Source organism: Nocardiopsis sp. CA-288880, assembly GCF_050955985.1.
In the GTDB taxonomy this organism is placed as follows: domain Bacteria; phylum Actinomycetota; class Actinomycetes; order Streptosporangiales; family Streptosporangiaceae; genus Nocardiopsis; species Nocardiopsis tropica.
Map to the genome: position 1 here is coordinate 3,801,411 of NZ_CP192105.1, position 14,209 is coordinate 3,815,619.

At 73.8% G+C, this 14,209-nt stretch carries 15 protein-coding genes; 9 read left to right on the plus strand and 6 right to left on the minus strand.

All coding sequences use genetic code 11. The annotated features are described in order from the left end of the window. Positions 1 to 9: 9 nt before the first annotated feature. From ACQPYD_RS16690 to ACQPYD_RS16700, 3 genes are all read right to left on the minus strand, one after another. Positions 10 to 636: a TetR/AcrR family transcriptional regulator gene (locus ACQPYD_RS16690; protein ID WP_433696524.1), complete on the minus strand. Its 627-nt coding sequence runs from the start codon at positions 634 to 636 to the stop codon at positions 10 to 12. A gap of 203 nt (positions 637 to 839) precedes the next feature. Continuing rightward, entirely contained in the window at positions 840 to 1,676 is an 837-nt protein-coding gene (gene ddaH, locus ACQPYD_RS16695; protein WP_433696525.1) for a dimethylargininase, read from the minus strand. 207 nt (positions 1,677 to 1,883) lie between these two features. Beyond that, complete coding sequence (locus ACQPYD_RS16700) at positions 1,884 to 2,861, minus strand: Ku protein (RefSeq protein WP_433696526.1); 978 nt, start codon at positions 2,859 to 2,861, stop codon at positions 1,884 to 1,886. Positions 2,862 to 3,067: 206 nt separating this feature from the next. Here ACQPYD_RS16700 and ACQPYD_RS16705 point away from each other — a divergent pair, with 206 nt between their 5' ends. The 3 genes from ACQPYD_RS16705 (at position 3,068) to ACQPYD_RS16715 (ending at position 6,819) form a co-directional block, all read left to right on the plus strand. Then, positions 3,068 to 4,162, plus strand: a complete 1,095-nt coding sequence (locus tag ACQPYD_RS16705; protein ID WP_433696527.1) for an alcohol dehydrogenase catalytic domain-containing protein — start codon at positions 3,068 to 3,070, stop codon at positions 4,160 to 4,162. A 194-nt stretch (positions 4,163 to 4,356) separates the two neighbouring features. Then, complete coding sequence (locus ACQPYD_RS16710) at positions 4,357 to 6,021, plus strand: FAD-binding dehydrogenase (RefSeq protein ID WP_433696528.1); 1,665 nt, start codon at positions 4,357 to 4,359, stop codon at positions 6,019 to 6,021. Between the two features lie 156 nt (positions 6,022 to 6,177). Continuing rightward, positions 6,178 to 6,819 carry a Uma2 family endonuclease gene (locus tag ACQPYD_RS16715; protein ID WP_433696529.1) on the plus strand — a complete coding sequence of 214 codons (642 nt, stop codon included), beginning with the start codon at positions 6,178 to 6,180 and terminating at the stop codon, positions 6,817 to 6,819. A 62-nt stretch (positions 6,820 to 6,881) separates the two neighbouring features. Here the strand turns inward: ACQPYD_RS16715 and ACQPYD_RS16720 are convergent, their stop codons facing one another. Beyond that, the gene (locus ACQPYD_RS16720; protein WP_433696530.1) at positions 6,882 to 7,142 is read right to left on the minus strand and encodes a hypothetical protein; all 261 of its coding nucleotides are present in this window, start codon (positions 7,140 to 7,142) and stop codon (positions 6,882 to 6,884) included. A 17-nt stretch (positions 7,143 to 7,159) separates the two neighbouring features. Then, a complete protein-coding gene (locus ACQPYD_RS16725; RefSeq protein ID WP_267944554.1) occupies positions 7,160 to 8,068 on the minus strand; it encodes an SPFH domain-containing protein in 909 nt (302 codons plus the stop codon). Positions 8,069 to 8,173: 105 nt separating this feature from the next. Here ACQPYD_RS16725 and ACQPYD_RS16730 point away from each other — a divergent pair, with 105 nt between their 5' ends. Beyond that, the gene (locus tag ACQPYD_RS16730) at positions 8,174 to 8,671 is read left to right on the plus strand and encodes a PH domain-containing protein (RefSeq protein WP_330159412.1); all 498 of its coding nucleotides are present in this window, start codon (positions 8,174 to 8,176) and stop codon (positions 8,669 to 8,671) included. Beyond that, a complete protein-coding gene (locus ACQPYD_RS16735) occupies positions 8,668 to 10,539 on the plus strand; it encodes a PH domain-containing protein (protein WP_433696531.1) in 1,872 nt (623 codons plus the stop codon). The genes ACQPYD_RS16730 and ACQPYD_RS16735 overlap by 4 nt, the downstream gene beginning before the upstream one ends. A 55-nt stretch (positions 10,540 to 10,594) precedes the next feature. On the opposite strand, the gene ACQPYD_RS16740 is transcribed toward ACQPYD_RS16735, so the two are convergent. Beyond that, entirely contained in the window at positions 10,595 to 10,954 is a 360-nt protein-coding gene (locus ACQPYD_RS16740; protein WP_433696532.1) for an STAS domain-containing protein, read from the minus strand. Positions 10,955 to 11,406: 452 nt separating this feature from the next. On the opposite strand from ACQPYD_RS16740, the gene ACQPYD_RS16745 reads away from it, so the two are divergent. The 4 genes from ACQPYD_RS16745 to ACQPYD_RS16760 all read left to right on the plus strand — a co-directional run bounded on the left by ACQPYD_RS16745 (position 11,407) and on the right by ACQPYD_RS16760 (position 14,045). Further along, a complete protein-coding gene (locus tag ACQPYD_RS16745) occupies positions 11,407 to 11,943 on the plus strand; it encodes an NUDIX hydrolase family protein (protein ID WP_267944558.1) in 537 nt (178 codons plus the stop codon). A gap of 142 nt (positions 11,944 to 12,085) precedes the next feature. Beyond that, positions 12,086 to 12,748 carry a hypothetical protein gene (locus ACQPYD_RS16750; RefSeq protein ID WP_433696533.1) on the plus strand — a complete coding sequence of 221 codons (663 nt, stop codon included), beginning with the start codon at positions 12,086 to 12,088 and terminating at the stop codon, positions 12,746 to 12,748. Next, positions 12,711 to 13,328 carry a TetR/AcrR family transcriptional regulator gene (locus ACQPYD_RS16755; protein WP_433696534.1) on the plus strand — a complete coding sequence of 206 codons (618 nt, stop codon included), beginning with the start codon at positions 12,711 to 12,713 and terminating at the stop codon, positions 13,326 to 13,328. Before ACQPYD_RS16750 ends, ACQPYD_RS16755 begins: the two co-directional genes overlap by 38 nt. A 60-nt stretch (positions 13,329 to 13,388) precedes the next feature. After that, positions 13,389 to 14,045 (plus strand): nucleoside/nucleotide kinase family protein, encoded by a 657-nt coding sequence (locus tag ACQPYD_RS16760; protein WP_433696535.1) that lies wholly within the window; start codon positions 13,389 to 13,391, stop codon positions 14,043 to 14,045. Positions 14,046 to 14,209: the final 164 nt, after the last annotated feature.

A 14,209-nucleotide genomic window follows, 5' to 3' on the forward strand; every position in this document is an offset into this window, starting at 1 on the left:
GGGGCCCCCTCAGGTCGCGGGGGCCGCGCGCCGGGCCCGCAGGTGCGACCAGGTGAGCTCGGTGACGTGCCCGGCCATGGCGTCGGGGCTCTCCTCCGGGTGGTCCAGGAGCCAGTCGGCGTAGGCGTCGGCCGTGCTGACGGCGATGCGGGCCAGGAGCTGCGCGTCCTTGGCGCCGTGCTCGTCCAGGAGGCCTCCGGTGCAGCTGGTGATGAGGCCGGCGACCTCGTCCATGACCCGGTCCCTCATGCGCGTGGCCTCCGCGGCGAACGGCTCCCCCTGGACGGCGGCGCGCCGGTACAGGACGGTCCAGCTCTCACGGTTCCCGGTCACGAAGGTGAAGAAGGCGTGCATGCCCCGGCGCAGGGGGTCCTCCCCGGAGCGGGACCGGGGGTCGTGGACCGCCTCCCGGATCGCGGCGATGAGCCGCTCGCCCTCCCTGTGCACGCAGGCCGTGAAGATCCCCTCCTTCGAGCCCAGGTAGTGGTACACCGTGGGCTTGGAGGTGCCGGCCGCCTCGGCGATCTCCTCCACCCTGACGGAGTGGTAGTCGCCACGGGAGAACGCCGTCACCGCGGCGTCGATCATCTGCTGTTCCCTGATCCGGCGCGGAAGTCTGCGCTGTGTGGTCTTCACGACCCCAGACTTTATTGCGGCGGGGGCGCGGGTCCAGGGCCGCTCGTCACACGTGTCGCCCGCCCCGCGGGGCGCAGGCGGCCCGCGCATGCGTGACCTGTGGCGACGGGCGGACCGCCGCCGGCCCTCGGTGGTATTTCCCACACCGGTCCGGTGCGGGCGGCCGGGCGCCGCGCGGGTGCGCGGGACCCGGCCGCCTCCCGTCACACCGGGTCGGGCGTGTCGCGCAGTTCCAGGGTGCAGCACTTGGCGCCGCCCCCGGCCTTGCGCAGCTCGTCCATCTCGACCGGGTGGACGGTCCGGCCGAGCTCCCTCAGGCGGTCGGCGAGGGCCGTCGCCTCCGCGGCGACGACGATGTCGTTCCCCGCGCAGACGGCGTTGAGGCCGAGCACCGCCGCGTCCTCCTCCGTGGCCAGCAGCGCGTCCGGGTAGAGCGCGCGCAGCACCTGGCGGCTCCCCTCGGAGAAGGCCCCCGGGTAGTAGGCGACCTCTCGGCCCGAGAGCGCGAACAGCGCGGTGTCCAGGTGGTAGAAGCGCGGGTCGACGAGTTGCAGGGTGACGACGGGGCGGCCGAGGAAGCGCTCGGCCTCCTGGTGCGCGGCGGCCTCGGTACGGAACCCGGTGGCGGCCAGGACCACGTCGTCCAGGGTGACGAAGTCCCCCTCCCCCTCGTTGACGTGCTTGGGCTCACGGGTCTCGGTGTAGCCCGCCTTGCGGAACCAGTCCAGGTAGGCCGGGCCCTCGGGGGTGCGCTCGGCGCTGGCGAAGCGCGCGCCGTAGACCCGGCCGTCCACGACCAGGGCGCCGTTGGCCGCGAAGACCATGTCCGGCAGGCCCTCGACGGGCTCGATCTCGCTGACCCGGTGCCCGAGGCGGAGGTAGAGGTCGCGCAGCCCCTCCCATTGCCGGATCGCCCTTTCCCTGTCCACTCCCGCCGCCGGGTCCATCCAGGGGTTGATGGCGTATTCGATCGCGAAATAGGTCGGCCGACACATCAGGTAGTGCCGCGCTGCCGGTGCCGATGCAGCCGGACGAGCCATGGGACCTCCCGTGAGACGCGCGGAACGCTGTTCAGCCCTCGGTGGTACACGCATTTACCACATCGTGGTTCCCGCACGGATGAAGAGGAGATACCCTCCCCCGGAGTTCCGGCAACAGACGGTTTTTCAGAATTGCCCCCGGACCCCCGCGCCTCCCCCGACCCCGGTCCGGAACAGGGCGCGGCGCCGACCGGAGGAGGGCGCCGGTCACCGGCGGCGGCCCGCGCCCGCCCGGCCGACCGCCTCCTCCAGTTCGTCCCTGCTCATCCTCGAGCGGCCCGGGACCTCCAGCTCCGAGGCCTGCCGGAGGAGTTCGCGCTTGGTCCGGCGTCCCTCGGCGGCGCCCCTCGCCTCGGCGCGGACGGTGGCGGGCCTGCGCGGCACGGGGGCGCGTCCCCGCTTGTGCGGGCGGTTGGGCAGGCTCTGCCGGAGCGCCTCGCCGATCGCGCCGACCTCCCCTCCCCCCTCCGAGCGGTCGGGGCGGTGGGAGAACGTGCTCCCCCGGGCCTTGGCCCGCACCAGTTCGGTGAGCCGCCTGCCGTAGCTGTCCTCGTAGTCCCCGGGGTCCCACTCCACGGACAGGGCCCTGACGAGCTCCTGGGCCAGTTCCAGCTCGCCCTTGCCGGGCTCGGCGCCCGTGACGGGCGGCATCACGTCGTCCGGGTCGCGGACCTCGTCCGGCCACCACAGGGTCGAGGCCGCCAGCACCCCCCGGTGCGGTTGGACCAGGACCGGGTACTCGCGCTCCCGCAGGACGACGGTGGCCGCGCCCATCCGGCGCGTCCGGTCCAGGGCCGCGTGGAGGAGGCGGTAGGCCTCGGTGTCGGCGGGTCCCCGGGGGGACACGTAGTAGGTGGACGCGTACCAGAGCGGGTCGACGGCCCCCTCCGGCAGGAAGCCGTGCATCTCCATGGTGCGCGAGCCCGCCGGCAGGATGTCCTCCAGCTCCTCGGGTTCGAGGACCACGTACTCGTCCTCGAGCCCGGTGCGCGCCCCGCGCACGACCTCCTCGGGGGCGACCTCCTCCCCCGTGCGCTCGTTGACGCGCACGTAGCGGATGCGGTCCGCGGTGCCCCGCTGGAACTGGTGCAGCACGGGACCCCTGCGTTCCCGGGCGCTGTAGAGGCGAACGCCGATCGGCACCCGACCGAACATCAGGGTTCCCACCCAAACCGGATTGACCATGATCCCTCCCTCTGCCTCCCATCATCACTCCCACCGGGCAGGACTCCGCCCACGGAGGGCAAAGGAGAGGTCAGGTCCACCGGACGGCGGCCGTCCCGGGCGACCGCGGCCCCGCGGCGCGCCGGGGCGGGAGGGAGCGCCCCGAAGGTCGGACCGACCGGTCGGTATTGCTACTGTCACGGCAATCCCCGATTGGAGTTGCTCCCATGAGTACGACCGTCAAGGCCGCCGTCTTCTCCGAGCAGGGCGCGCCCCCCGAGATCCGCGACCTGGTCCTGCCCGACCCCGGCCCCGGGCAGGTCCGGGTGCGCATCGCCGCGGCCGGCGTGTGCCACTCCGACCTCTCCCTGTCCAACGGGACCCTGGCGCAGAAGTGGCCCGCGGTGCTCGGCCACGAGGGCGCGGGGACCGTCGAGGCCGTGGGCGAGGGCGTCACCGGCGTGGTGCCCGGCCAGTACGTCATCCTCAACTGGGCCCCGGCCTGCCGGGAGTGCTGGTTCTGCCTCCAGGGCGAGCCCCACCTGTGCGAGCACGCCCTCGACGGCGCGGCCCGACCGTACGCCGAACTGGCCGACGGCACCCCCGTCCACCCGGGCCTGGGCTGCGGGGCCTTCGCCGAGGCCACCGTCGTCCCCGCCCGCGCCGTCGTGCCCCTGCCCGACGGGATCGACCCCTCCGTCGCCGCCGTGCTGGGCTGCGCGGTGCTCACCGGCTGGGGCGCCGTCAACAACTCCGCGGCCGTGCGCGCGGGGCAGACGGCCGTGGTGCTCGGCCTGGGCGGGGTCGGGCTCTCGGTGGTGCAGGCCGCCCGCCTCGCCGGCGCCGACCAGGTGATCGCCGTGGACGTGTCCCCCGACAAGGAGGAGCTGGCCCGGTCCCTGGGGGCGACCGACTTCCTGATCGCCGACGAGACGCTGACCCGGTCCGTGCGCGGGCTGACCGGGCGCCGGGGGACGGACCACGCGTTCGAGGTGGTCGGCTCCGCCCGGGTGGTGCGCTCGGCGTGGGACGCCACCCGGCGCGGCGGGACGGTCACGGTGGTGGGCGTGGGGGCACTCGACGACGAGGTCTCGTTCAACGCCCTGGAGCTCTTCCACCAGGGACGCACCCTGCGCGGGTGCGTCTACGGCTCCAGCGACCCCGAGCGCGACATCCCGGTGATCGCCGCGCACGTGCGCTCCGGCGGACTGAAGCTCGCCGCGATGGTCACCGACGAGATCTCCCTGGAGGGGCTGCCGGAGGCCTTCGAGCGCATGCGCCGGGGCCTGGGCGGGCGGTCCCTCGTGCGTTTCGGCGCCTGAACCCGCGGTCGGCGCCGCTCCTCCCCACGACACGGCGCCGGCCGCGGAACACCCGCCTCGTTTGTCACGGTGTGACAAATGATGTGGCACAGGACACACGACACCCTTGTCGGCGGGGGCACGGCGCGGCACAGTCGTCACCATCGCGCACGCCGTGCCCTCCGGGCGCGGACCACCCGAGGGGAAGGAACCAGATGAGCAGCGGAGCCGACCGAGCCGACGCGATCGTCGTCGGAGCCGGGCTGGCGGGGCTGGTCGCGGCCGCCGAGCTGGCCGACGCGGGAAAGAGGGTGGTCCTGCTCGACCAGGAGCCCGAGCAGTCCCTCGGCGGCCAGGCGTTCTGGTCGTTCGGCGGCCTCTTCCTCGTGGACTCCCCCGAGCAGCGGCGCATGGGCGTCAGGGACTCCCGCGAACTCGCCCTCCAGGACTGGATGGGCACCGCGGCCTTCGACCGCCCCGAGGACGAGTGGCCGCGCCGGTGGGCCGAGGCCTACGTGGACTTCGCCGCCGGCGAGAAGCGCTCCTGGCTGCACGCCCAGGGGCTGCGGATCTTCCCCGTCGTGGGCTGGGCCGAGCGCGGCGGCCACCTGGCCGGCGGACACGGGAACTCCGTCCCCCGCTTCCACATCACCTGGGGCACCGGTCCCGGCGTGGTCGCGCCCTTCGAGCGCCGGGTGCGCGCGGCGGTCGAACGGGGCCTGGTCACGCTGCGCTTCCGGCACAGGGTGGACGAACTGGTCGTGACCGACGGGACCGTCACCGGGGTGCGCGGCGCCGTCCTGGCCCCCAGCGGCATCTCCCGCGGCCAGGCCAGCAACCGCGACGTGGTCGGCGACTTCGAGATGGCCGCGCAGGCGGTCGTGGTCACCTCCGGGGGGATCGGCGCCAACCACGACCTGGTCAGAAAGAGCTGGCCCGAGCGCCTGGGCTCCCCTCCGAAGCACATGCTGTCGGGCGTGCCGGAGCACGTGGACGGGCGGATGCTCGGCATCACCGAGCGGGCGGGCGGGCGGATCGTCAACCCGGACCGCATGTGGCACTACACCGAGGGCATCCAGAACTGGGACCCCGTCTGGGCCAGGCACGGCATCCGCATCCTGCCGGGTCCGTCGTCCCTGTGGCTGGACGCGACCGGCAAGCGGCTGCCCGCGCCCTGCTTCCCCGGGTTCGACACCCTCGGCACGCTCGACCACATCATGCGGAGCGGCCACGAGTACACGTGGTTCGTGCTCTCCCAGAAGATCATCGAGAAGGAGTTCACCCTGTCGGGCTCGGAGCAGAACCCCGACCTGACCGGCAAGGACCTCAGACTCCTCCTCCAGCGTGTCCTCCCCGGCGCGCCGGGCCCCGTGGAGGCGTTCAAGGAGCGCGGCGCGGACTTCGTCGTCGCCGACAGGCTGCCCGCGCTCATCCGGAAGATGCGGGAGATCGCCGGGGACGGGGTGCTCGACGCCGACACCGTCACCCGCGAGGTGGTGGCCCGCGACCGCGAGATGGCCAACACCTTCACCAAGGACCTCCAGGTCATGAGCATCCACTCGGCCCGCACCTACCGGGGCGACAAGCTGGTGCGGGTGGCCAGGCCGCACCGGATCCTGGACCCGAAGGCCGGCCCCCTGATCGCCGTGCGGCTGCACATCCTCACCCGCAAGTCCCTGGGCGGCCTGCACACCGACCTGGACGCGCGTGTGCTGGGGGCGGACGGCGCCCCGGTGCCGGGCCTGTACGCGGCGGGCGAGGTCGCCGGTTTCGGTGGCGGGGGCGTGCACGGCTACCGGGCCCTGGAGGGGACGTTCCTGGGCGGGTGCCTCTTCTCGGGCCGCATCGCGGGCCGGGCCGCCGCGTCCGCCGTCGGCTAGCGTCGCGCGCCGGGGGGCGGGGCCCCGCCCTCCGATCCGGGTTACGGCCGACCGCCCAAGATGAGAGGGGAGGTCGTTTATTCACGAGTTTCTCGATTCCGGCCCACGGCCGCCTCTCCTCCACAATCCTGGTCCTCATGCATATGAGGAGGCATGATGGCAGTTATGGCTAGCGGCAGGACCGTCCCGAAACCGGGGCCGCTCACAGTGGACGACCTTCAGCACACGCCGGACGACGGACGGCGCTACGAGCTGGTCGACGGGCGGCTTGACGTGGCTCCCGCTCCCTCCAGCCTTCACACGCTGACCACCGGGCGCCTCACCGCCCACCTGAGCTACGCCGCACCCGTGGGAATGCTCGTGATGGACGGCCCGGGCATCACTCTCGACACGGAGCGGACACGGCACCGGATACCCGACGTGGCCGTGATCCGGAGCGAGGACTTCCAGATGCCGTACACGACGAGGCCGCCGGTGTTGGCGATCGAGGTGGTCTCCCCCGAAAGCGTCTTCCGCGACCACCACACCAAGCGGCGCGAGTACGCGGAGTTCGGCATCCCCTCGTACTGGGTCATCACCCCTGACCGGGACAAGGCGAGCATCATCGAACTGCGGCTGGAGGACGGCGAGTACGCAGAGGTCTCGGCCGCGTTCGGGGAGGAGGTCTTCGAGACCAGCGTTCCCTTCCCGGTCCGGGTCGTCCCGCAGTGGATGCTCAGGCTCGACGGCGACTGGCGCGCGCGCATCGGAGGGCCCGAGGAGACCGCCGGGACCACGAAGCCCGCGGCCGGAGACTAGACGCGCACGGCGAACGGCGCCGGGCACCTTCGGGTGCCCGGCGCCGTCGTGGGCGGGGGGTGTCACTCCTCGGTCGGTTCCGGGGACTCCTCGTCCCGGGGCCCCTCCACGGGCGCGTCCTGCTCCGGCGCGGATCTGCGCGGTCTGCCCCGGCGGGGGATGGACCCGGCCTCCTTCGGCATCCGCCCCGCGTCGTCCAGCGCCCGGCGCAGGAGGAACTCGATCTGTGCGTTGGTGCTGCGCAGCTCCTGCCCGGCCCACCGCGCGAGCGCGTCGTGGACGGCGGGGTCGAGCCGCAGCAGCACCTTCTTGCGATCGGGCACGGCCGCCTCCCCCCGTTTTACTGGTACAGGGTCCCGGTGTTGACGACGGGGCTGGCGGGCCGGTCGGAGCACAGCACCACGAGCAGGTTGCTGACCATCGCGGCCTTGCGCTCCTCGTCGAGCTCGACCACGTTCTCCGCCGACAGGCGGGTGAGCGCGCGGTCCACCATGCCGACGGCCCCCTCGACGATCTCCTGACGGGCGGCGATCAGGGCGCTGGCCTGCTGGCGCTGGAGCATGGCCTGGGCGATCTCCGACGCGTAGGCCAGGTGGGTGAACCGGGACTCCACGATCTTGACGCCCGCGGCCTGGACCCGCTCGCCGACCTCCCTGGAGAGTTCCTCGGTGATGAGGTCGGCGCTGCCGCGCAGGGACCGGCTGGTGTCGGCGTCGTAGGAGTCGTAGGGGTAGTAGCCCGCGATGTGGCGGACCGCCGCCTCGGTCTGGATGGACACGAACTCGACGAAGTCGTCCACCTCGAAGGAGGCGCGGGCGGTGTCCTCGACCTGCCAGACGATGACGGCGGCGATCTCGATGGGGCTGCCGGAGGCGTCGTTGACCTTCATGACGGAGGTCTCGTGGTTGCGGATGCGGGTGGAGATCCCCTTGCGGAGTGTGAAGGGGTTGACCCAGCGCAGGCCGTCGGTGCGGACGCTGCCGACGTAGCGGCCGAACAGCTGGACGACCTGGGCCTCGTTGGGAGCGACCATCGTCAGCCCGAACGAGAGCCCCAGTCCGACCAGGCCGACGACGATGCCGACGCCGATCAGGAGGGGCGGCAGTCCGAGTATCGGGAGCAGGGCGGTGCCCACGCCGCCCAGGACCAGCACGAGGCTGATCACGGCGAACAGGATGCCGTCGTGGCTCTTCGCCGTGTGCTCCCTGTACTCGGGCGCCGGCGTGGTGGGCTGGCTGGTTTCGGCCATCGCTTCTTCCGTTCTCTTCAAGGTGATGACTCGAGCATAGCATTGTGATATCACTTTTAATAGCGAACGGCCTCCAGGGCCCCGAAGAGAGGAGACGTGGAAGCGATGACCACAGACGCGCCGCGCCTGCGCCCGCCCCACCACCGCGTGGACCGACGGGCGATCCGGTGGTGGACGACACGGTCGCTGGCCGTGACCGTCGTCCTCACGGCGATCCCCCTGGTCCCCGCGATCATCTGGGAACCGCCGCGCACCTGGTTCCTGCTCGCCACCGCCGTGGTCGGCGGGGTCGGGCTCCTGATCACCGTCCTCATGCCGCAGTGGCGCTACCGCGTCCACCGGTGGGAGGTCACCGACACCGCCGTGTACACGTCCAGCGGATGGATCTGGCAGGAGTGGCGCGTGGCCCCGATGTCGCGCATCCAGACCGTCGACACCGCGCGGGGCCCGCTCCAGCGGATGTTCGGCCTGTCCAGCGTGACCGTGACCACCGCCTCGGCGGCGGGACCGATCGAGATCGCGGGCCTGGACCACGTCCGGGCCACCGAGGTGGCGGAGCAGCTCACCGAGACCACCCAGGCGACCCCGGGAGACGCGACATGAGCACCCCCGACGAGCACAGGCAGCCCCTGGGCGAGGGCGGGCCGGTCCGCCAGGACGGGCCGGAGGGCCTCACGGCCGACGGCTCCCCCCTCCCGCCCCCGACCGGCGGCGCGGACGCCCACGACCCCGTCGGGACGGACGGCCCTGAGGCGGGGAACACCCCCGGCGCGGGCACCGACGCCACCGAGGACGGGGGCTGGCGGCGGCTGCACCCGTTGAGCGTGTGGGCGAGCGCCCTCGTGGCGGGCGCGTTCCTCGTCCCCGGGGCGATCGTCGCCACCGTGGTCCTGGTGATCGCGGGCCAGTCCCTGTGGGCACTCGCCCCCGTCCCCGGCGCACTCGCCTTCCTCGCGCTCATGACGTACCTCGACCTGCTGCGGCTGCGGGCCACCCGCTACCGGGTCACCGTCGAGCGCATGGAGGTGCGGTCCGGGATCATCGCCAAGTCGTACCGCTCCATCCCGCGCGAGCGCGTGCGCAGCGTGGACGTCGCCGCCCCCCTCTACGCCAGGGTCTTCGGCCTGTGCTCGGTGACGGTCGGCACCGGCGAGCAGGTCGGCGCGGGGTCCGAGCAGCTCCAGCTGCTCTACGTCACCGCGGAGCAGGGCGAATGGCTGCGCCGCGAACTCCTCCACCGGGGCGCGCCCCGGACCGCCGGGGCCACCGCCGCCGGGGAGGTCCCGACCCCCGGCGACGACGGGGGGATCGAGGTCGAACTGGCCCGGCTGGACCGGCGCTGGTTCGCCTTCGCCCCCGTGACCACCGCCACGGTGGGCGTGGGCCTCGGTGTCGTCGCCACGCTCCTGGGGGCGAACGCCCAGAGCAACGGCGCCCCGTGGCGGTGGATCTCCGACCGGGCGAACCTGCCCAGCGGCGAGGAGATGGCCTCCTTCGTCGTGGGCCAGATACTGCTCGTGGCGCCCCTGACCCTGCTCGGCCTGCTGGTCTCCGGCCTACTCGTCGTGACGGCCGTGGCGGTGGAGACCTGGTGGGACTACCGGCTCACGCGGGAGGCGGACGGCACCGTGCGCCTGCGCCGAGGCCTGCTCACCAGCGTGTCGCTGTCGGTGGAGGGGCGCCGTCTGAACGGCGTGACCCTGTACGAGCCGTTCCTGCTGAGGTCCGCGGGCGGCGCGGACGTGCGGGCGGTCGCGACCGGCCTGGGCGCGGCCGACGACCAGAAGGCCAGCGCCAAGAGCCGCCTGTCCCCGGCGATGCCCCGGGAGCTGGCTCGGGGGCTGGCCGCCGACCTGATGCGGACGCGGGAATCGCCCCTGGACGTGCCCCTGGCCCCCCACCCGCGGGCGGCGCTGCGCCGCCGGCTCACCCGCGCGGGGTACGCCACGGTGCTGGCCCTGGCGCTGGCAGGGGTCCTGGCCTGGCTCCACACGCTGGCCTCCGAGGCGTGGTGGGAGGCCGCGCACGAGGTCGAGGAGTACATCATGCCCGTTCCGCTGACGGTCCGGGCCGTGGAGTCCGCCCCGAGCTGGGGATGGGCGGTGGTCGCCGTCCTGCTCGGCGCGGCGGCGTTCTGGTACGCGGTCGGCTCCTACCGGGGGCTCGGACACGGGCTGCACCCGCGCTACCTGGTGGTCCGGCGGGGGATGGCGGTGCGCAGGACGGTGACCCTGGAGAGGGCCGCCGTGATCGGCTGGCGGATCACCAGGTCGCCGTTCCAGCGGCGGCTGGGCCTGGCGGACGTGGCGGCGACCACGGCCGCGGGAGAGGGGATGTACGCGGCGGCGGACGTGGGGCTGGGCGAAGGGCTGGCCTGGGCCGACGAGGCGGTGCCCGAACTGCTGGAGCCGTTCCTGGTGCGCGGCGGCGGAGGGCCGGCGGGCGGTCCCGGGGTCCCCGACCCGCGCTGAGGGCCGCGTCCCGGCCCCGGTCCCCCTGGTGCGGGGGCCCGGGGCCGGCGTCGGCTCACGGTCCGCCGGGGACCGTGTCGCCGATCGGGTCGCCGTTGACCCGCAGTCCGCTGGTGTGGGTCAGTGCCATCTCCAGGATCGGGTAGATCTCGAACAGGCGCGCCATGCCGAGTGCGTCGAGCACGCGCGCGGCGATGGGCGCGGGTTCGGCGAGCACCACGTGGCGCCCCTCAGCGGTGAGGGTCCTGAAGACCGACACGAGGGCGCTCACCCCGCTCGCGTCGAAGAAGTCGAGCCCCGACATGTCCACGACCAGGCAGTCGCACCGTGAGGCGTGCGCGGCCTGGAGCAGCCGATCGCGCATGCGGTCGGCGGTGGCGAGGTCCACCTCGCCGTGGACGGGCACGACCGTCACACCTGTACAGCGGAAACGCTCCTGGGCAGAGAACCGGGCATCCATCACCACTCGGGCCACCTCTCACCGGACGTAACCTTTCCACTACGCAACCGCGTACGAGATCGTAGCCTCTACAGAGAACCCCTGGGGGGCTTTCCGTGAGAAAAACCCGCGAAATCTCGCTGATATGGCCACCCGGTCAGGTTGGTGTCACCCTGTCCGAGGTTGCCGGGACACACGGCTGCGGGTCCGCGGCTGCCGGACCTCTCCTCATCCCTCTCGGACACTCCCGAACCCCTGGCCGCGCCGTGCTTTACGGTCGTGAATGCGGTAGAAGCAGTACATGTGACACCCGCAGGTGTCCGCGCCTCCGGGCCGGACCCCCGGGCCGACCTCAGGGACAGCAAGACGAAGGGAGGGAGCGGTGACCGCGTCCGGCCGCCAGGCCGGGGGCACCCACCGCGCACCCGATGACCGAAACCGCCGACACACAGCCCGGCTGGCTCGCCCCCGAGGAACTGGAGAGCGTCCGGGGCCGGATGCCCGTCCTCTACGTCCAGGCGGTACCCGTCCGGGTGGACGAGGCGGGGCAGGTGACCCACATCGGCCTGCTCCTGCGCGCCACCCCGGACGGCAGTTTCCAGCGCTCGGTGGTCTCGGGCCGCGTGCTCTACCACGAGCGGGTGCGCGACGCCCTGCTCCGTCACCTGGAGAAGGACCTGGGCCCGGTGGCCCTGCCGCGCATCCCCGGTTCCCCGCAGCCGTTCACGGTCGCCGAGTACTTTCCCACCCCGGGCGTCACCCCGTTCCACGACGCCCGCCAGCACGCGGTGGCGCTGGCCTACATCGTCCCCGTCTCGGGCGACTGCCAGCCCCGCCAGGACGCGCTGGACCTGGTCTGGTTCACCCCGGAGGAGGCGGCCAGCCCGCAGCTGCGCGAGGAGATGACGGGCGGCCAGGGGGTGCTGCTGCGCCAGGCGCTGGCCTACGTGGGCCACGCGCCCTGAGGCACACCGCGCGGGCCGCGGCGGCCCCGCGCGACCGTCGAGGGGCCGGCGCCGGAGCTTCTCCGGCGCCGGCCCCTTTTCCCGTCCCCGCTCCGTCCCTTATTATGACTGACCAGTCAGTCATAATAAGGAGCGGTCCACCGTGAAGCACACCCGCCCGCCGGCCTCCGGGCCCGCCGCCGTGCGCGGGCCGCGCAGCGGTCCCCTCGCGCGCACCCTGCGCGGTCTCGCCACGGCCCTGGTCGGCCCCGACCCCTCCCCCGGCGAGACCGCGGCCACCCTGGTCTCCGCCGCGGCGGGCGCCGCACTCGCCGTCGGGGCCTGTCTGGCCGCGGGCCTGCCGGCCGCGGCGACCGCGGTCACCGGGGTCGTCGCCCTCGACTTCTTCGGCGGCGCCGCGGCCACCTCGACGGCGGCGGCCAAACGGCGCTACCACGCTCCGGGCCGCGCCTTCCGCCACCACCTGGGGTTCGTGGCCCTCCACGTCCAGCCCTTCGCCCTGGCCCTGTTCGTGCCCGGCTTCGACTGGTGGACCGCCACCGCCCTGTACCTGCTCGCACTGGGGTGCGCGGCGGCCGTGGGCCTGGCCCCGCTCCCCCTGCGCCCGCCCGTCGCGTTCTGCGCCACGGCGACCGGCTCCGCCGCCGCGCTGCTGCTCCTGCCGGTGCCCGACGCCCTGTCCTGGCTGGCCCCGGTCATGCTCGTCAAACTCCTCCTGGGCCATATGCTCCCCGGAGCGGCACGGGGAGCGGCGGAGAGGGGAGCCCATGGCACCGAAGAGGGTCGACCGGGAGGCGAGGCGTGAGGAGATCCTGTCGGCCGCCGTACGCGTGTTCGCGCGCCAGGGGTTCGCCGCCACGAGGATCGAGGACGTCGCCGCCGAGGCCGGTATCGCCAAGGGCAGCGTCTACCTCTCCTTCGGCAGCCGCGACGAACTGCTGGCCGCCGCGTTCGCGCGGTTGGCCGAACGCTCCGCGGGCGTGCTGGCACACGCCTCCGCGCAGGAGGCACCGGCGGTCGAACGGCTCGCCTCGCTCGTGCGGGCGGCCGTGACCATGCTCGCCGACGAACCCGACCTCACGCGTGTGATGGTCGACCTGTGGGCGGCCGGCCGCCACGGCGGGGCAGCCGCCCCCCTCGACATGGCCTCGGTCTACCGCGAGTACCGGGGCGCGGTCGCCGACCTCCTCCGCCGCGCGGCCGCCGAGGGCGACCTGCGCCCCGGTGTCGGCGAACCCGAGGCCACCGTGGTGGTCGGAGCGATCGAGGGCTGCCTCGTCCAGTGGCTGATGGACCCCGGCGTACGGCTGGACGGGCTCGCCGGCACCGTGGTCGAGGTCTGCCTGTCGGGGCTGCGCGCCGGGGACGGGCCGACCGGGCCGTGACCGCCTTCCGGCGGGCCCGGGGGAGGACGCGGGGAGCCCCCGGCGCATAAGCTCGGACCCATGCCCGAACCGCTTGTCCCCGACGCCCTCGCCCTGGCCCGGGAGGCCGCCGGGAGCGGGGCCCGCAGGGCCGTGCTCGGCCTGACCGGCCCTCCCGCCGCGGGGAAGTCGACCCTCGCCCGCCATCTGGTGGCCGAGGTCTGCCGGGCGCTGGGGCCCGGGGCCGCCGGCTACCTGCCCATGGACGGCTTCCACCTGTCCAACGCCCAGCTCGCCCGGCTGGGCAGGCTCGACCGCAAGGGCGCGCCGGACACCTTCGACGCGCACGGGTACGCGGCGCTCGTACGCCGCCTGCTGACCGAGGCGGACCACCCCGTCTACGTCCCCGACTACGACCGGACCCTGCACGAGCCGGTGGCGGCGCGGCACGTGATCGATCCGCACACGCGGCTGGTCGTGACCGAGGGCAACTACCTCGCGAGCGACGACGAGCCCTGGGCGGGGCTGCGGGGCCTGTTCGCCGGGCTCTGGTACGTGGAGGCCGACGACGGGCTGCGGGAGCGCAGGCTGCACCGGCGGCAGATGTCGGGCGGGGCGAGCGAGGAGGCGGCCCGGGACTGGGTGGAGCGCAGCGACCGCCCCAACGGCGAGCTGGTCAAACGGTTCCGCGCGAACTGCACGCGGGTGGTGACGACGGGGACCGTGCCCCGGAGGTGAGCCCGGCCCCTCCGCCCGGGGCGTCCGCGGGAAGGGGCCGGGGCCGCGTGAGCGCCCCGGCCCGCCACCGTGCCCCGCCGCTCCCCCGCCCCGCCGCACGCGTCCCGGGGCCGCACCCGCCCTGCGTGACGGGTCTCACGCTTCGGGACGGGAACGCCTGGAAC

Excerpts from the sequence above, each read along its gene's own strand:
- ddaH (WP_433696525.1), bottom strand. The coding sequence starts at position 1,676 with ATGGCTCGTCCGGCTGCATCGGCACCGGCAGCGCGGCACTACCTGATG.
- ACQPYD_RS16700 (WP_433696526.1), bottom strand. The coding sequence starts at position 2,861 with ATGGTCAATCCGGTTTGGGTGGGAACCCTGATGTTCGGTCGGGTGCCG.
- ACQPYD_RS16705 (WP_433696527.1), top strand. The coding sequence starts at position 3,068 with ATGAGTACGACCGTCAAGGCCGCCGTCTTCTCCGAGCAGGGCGCGCCC.
- ACQPYD_RS16710 (WP_433696528.1), top strand. The coding sequence starts at position 4,357 with ATGAGCAGCGGAGCCGACCGAGCCGACGCGATCGTCGTCGGAGCCGGG.
- ACQPYD_RS16715 (WP_433696529.1), top strand. The coding sequence starts at position 6,178 with ATGGCAGTTATGGCTAGCGGCAGGACCGTCCCGAAACCGGGGCCGCTC.
- ACQPYD_RS16725 (WP_267944554.1), bottom strand. The coding sequence starts at position 8,068 with ATGGCCGAAACCAGCCAGCCCACCACGCCGGCGCCCGAGTACAGGGAG.
- ACQPYD_RS16730 (WP_330159412.1), top strand. The coding sequence starts at position 8,174 with ATGACCACAGACGCGCCGCGCCTGCGCCCGCCCCACCACCGCGTGGAC.
- ACQPYD_RS16735 (WP_433696531.1), top strand. The coding sequence starts at position 8,668 with ATGAGCACCCCCGACGAGCACAGGCAGCCCCTGGGCGAGGGCGGGCCG.
- ACQPYD_RS16745 (WP_267944558.1), top strand. The coding sequence starts at position 11,407 with ATGACCGAAACCGCCGACACACAGCCCGGCTGGCTCGCCCCCGAGGAA.
- ACQPYD_RS16755 (WP_433696534.1), top strand. The coding sequence starts at position 12,711 with ATGGCACCGAAGAGGGTCGACCGGGAGGCGAGGCGTGAGGAGATCCTG.
- ACQPYD_RS16760 (WP_433696535.1), top strand. The coding sequence starts at position 13,389 with ATGCCCGAACCGCTTGTCCCCGACGCCCTCGCCCTGGCCCGGGAGGCC.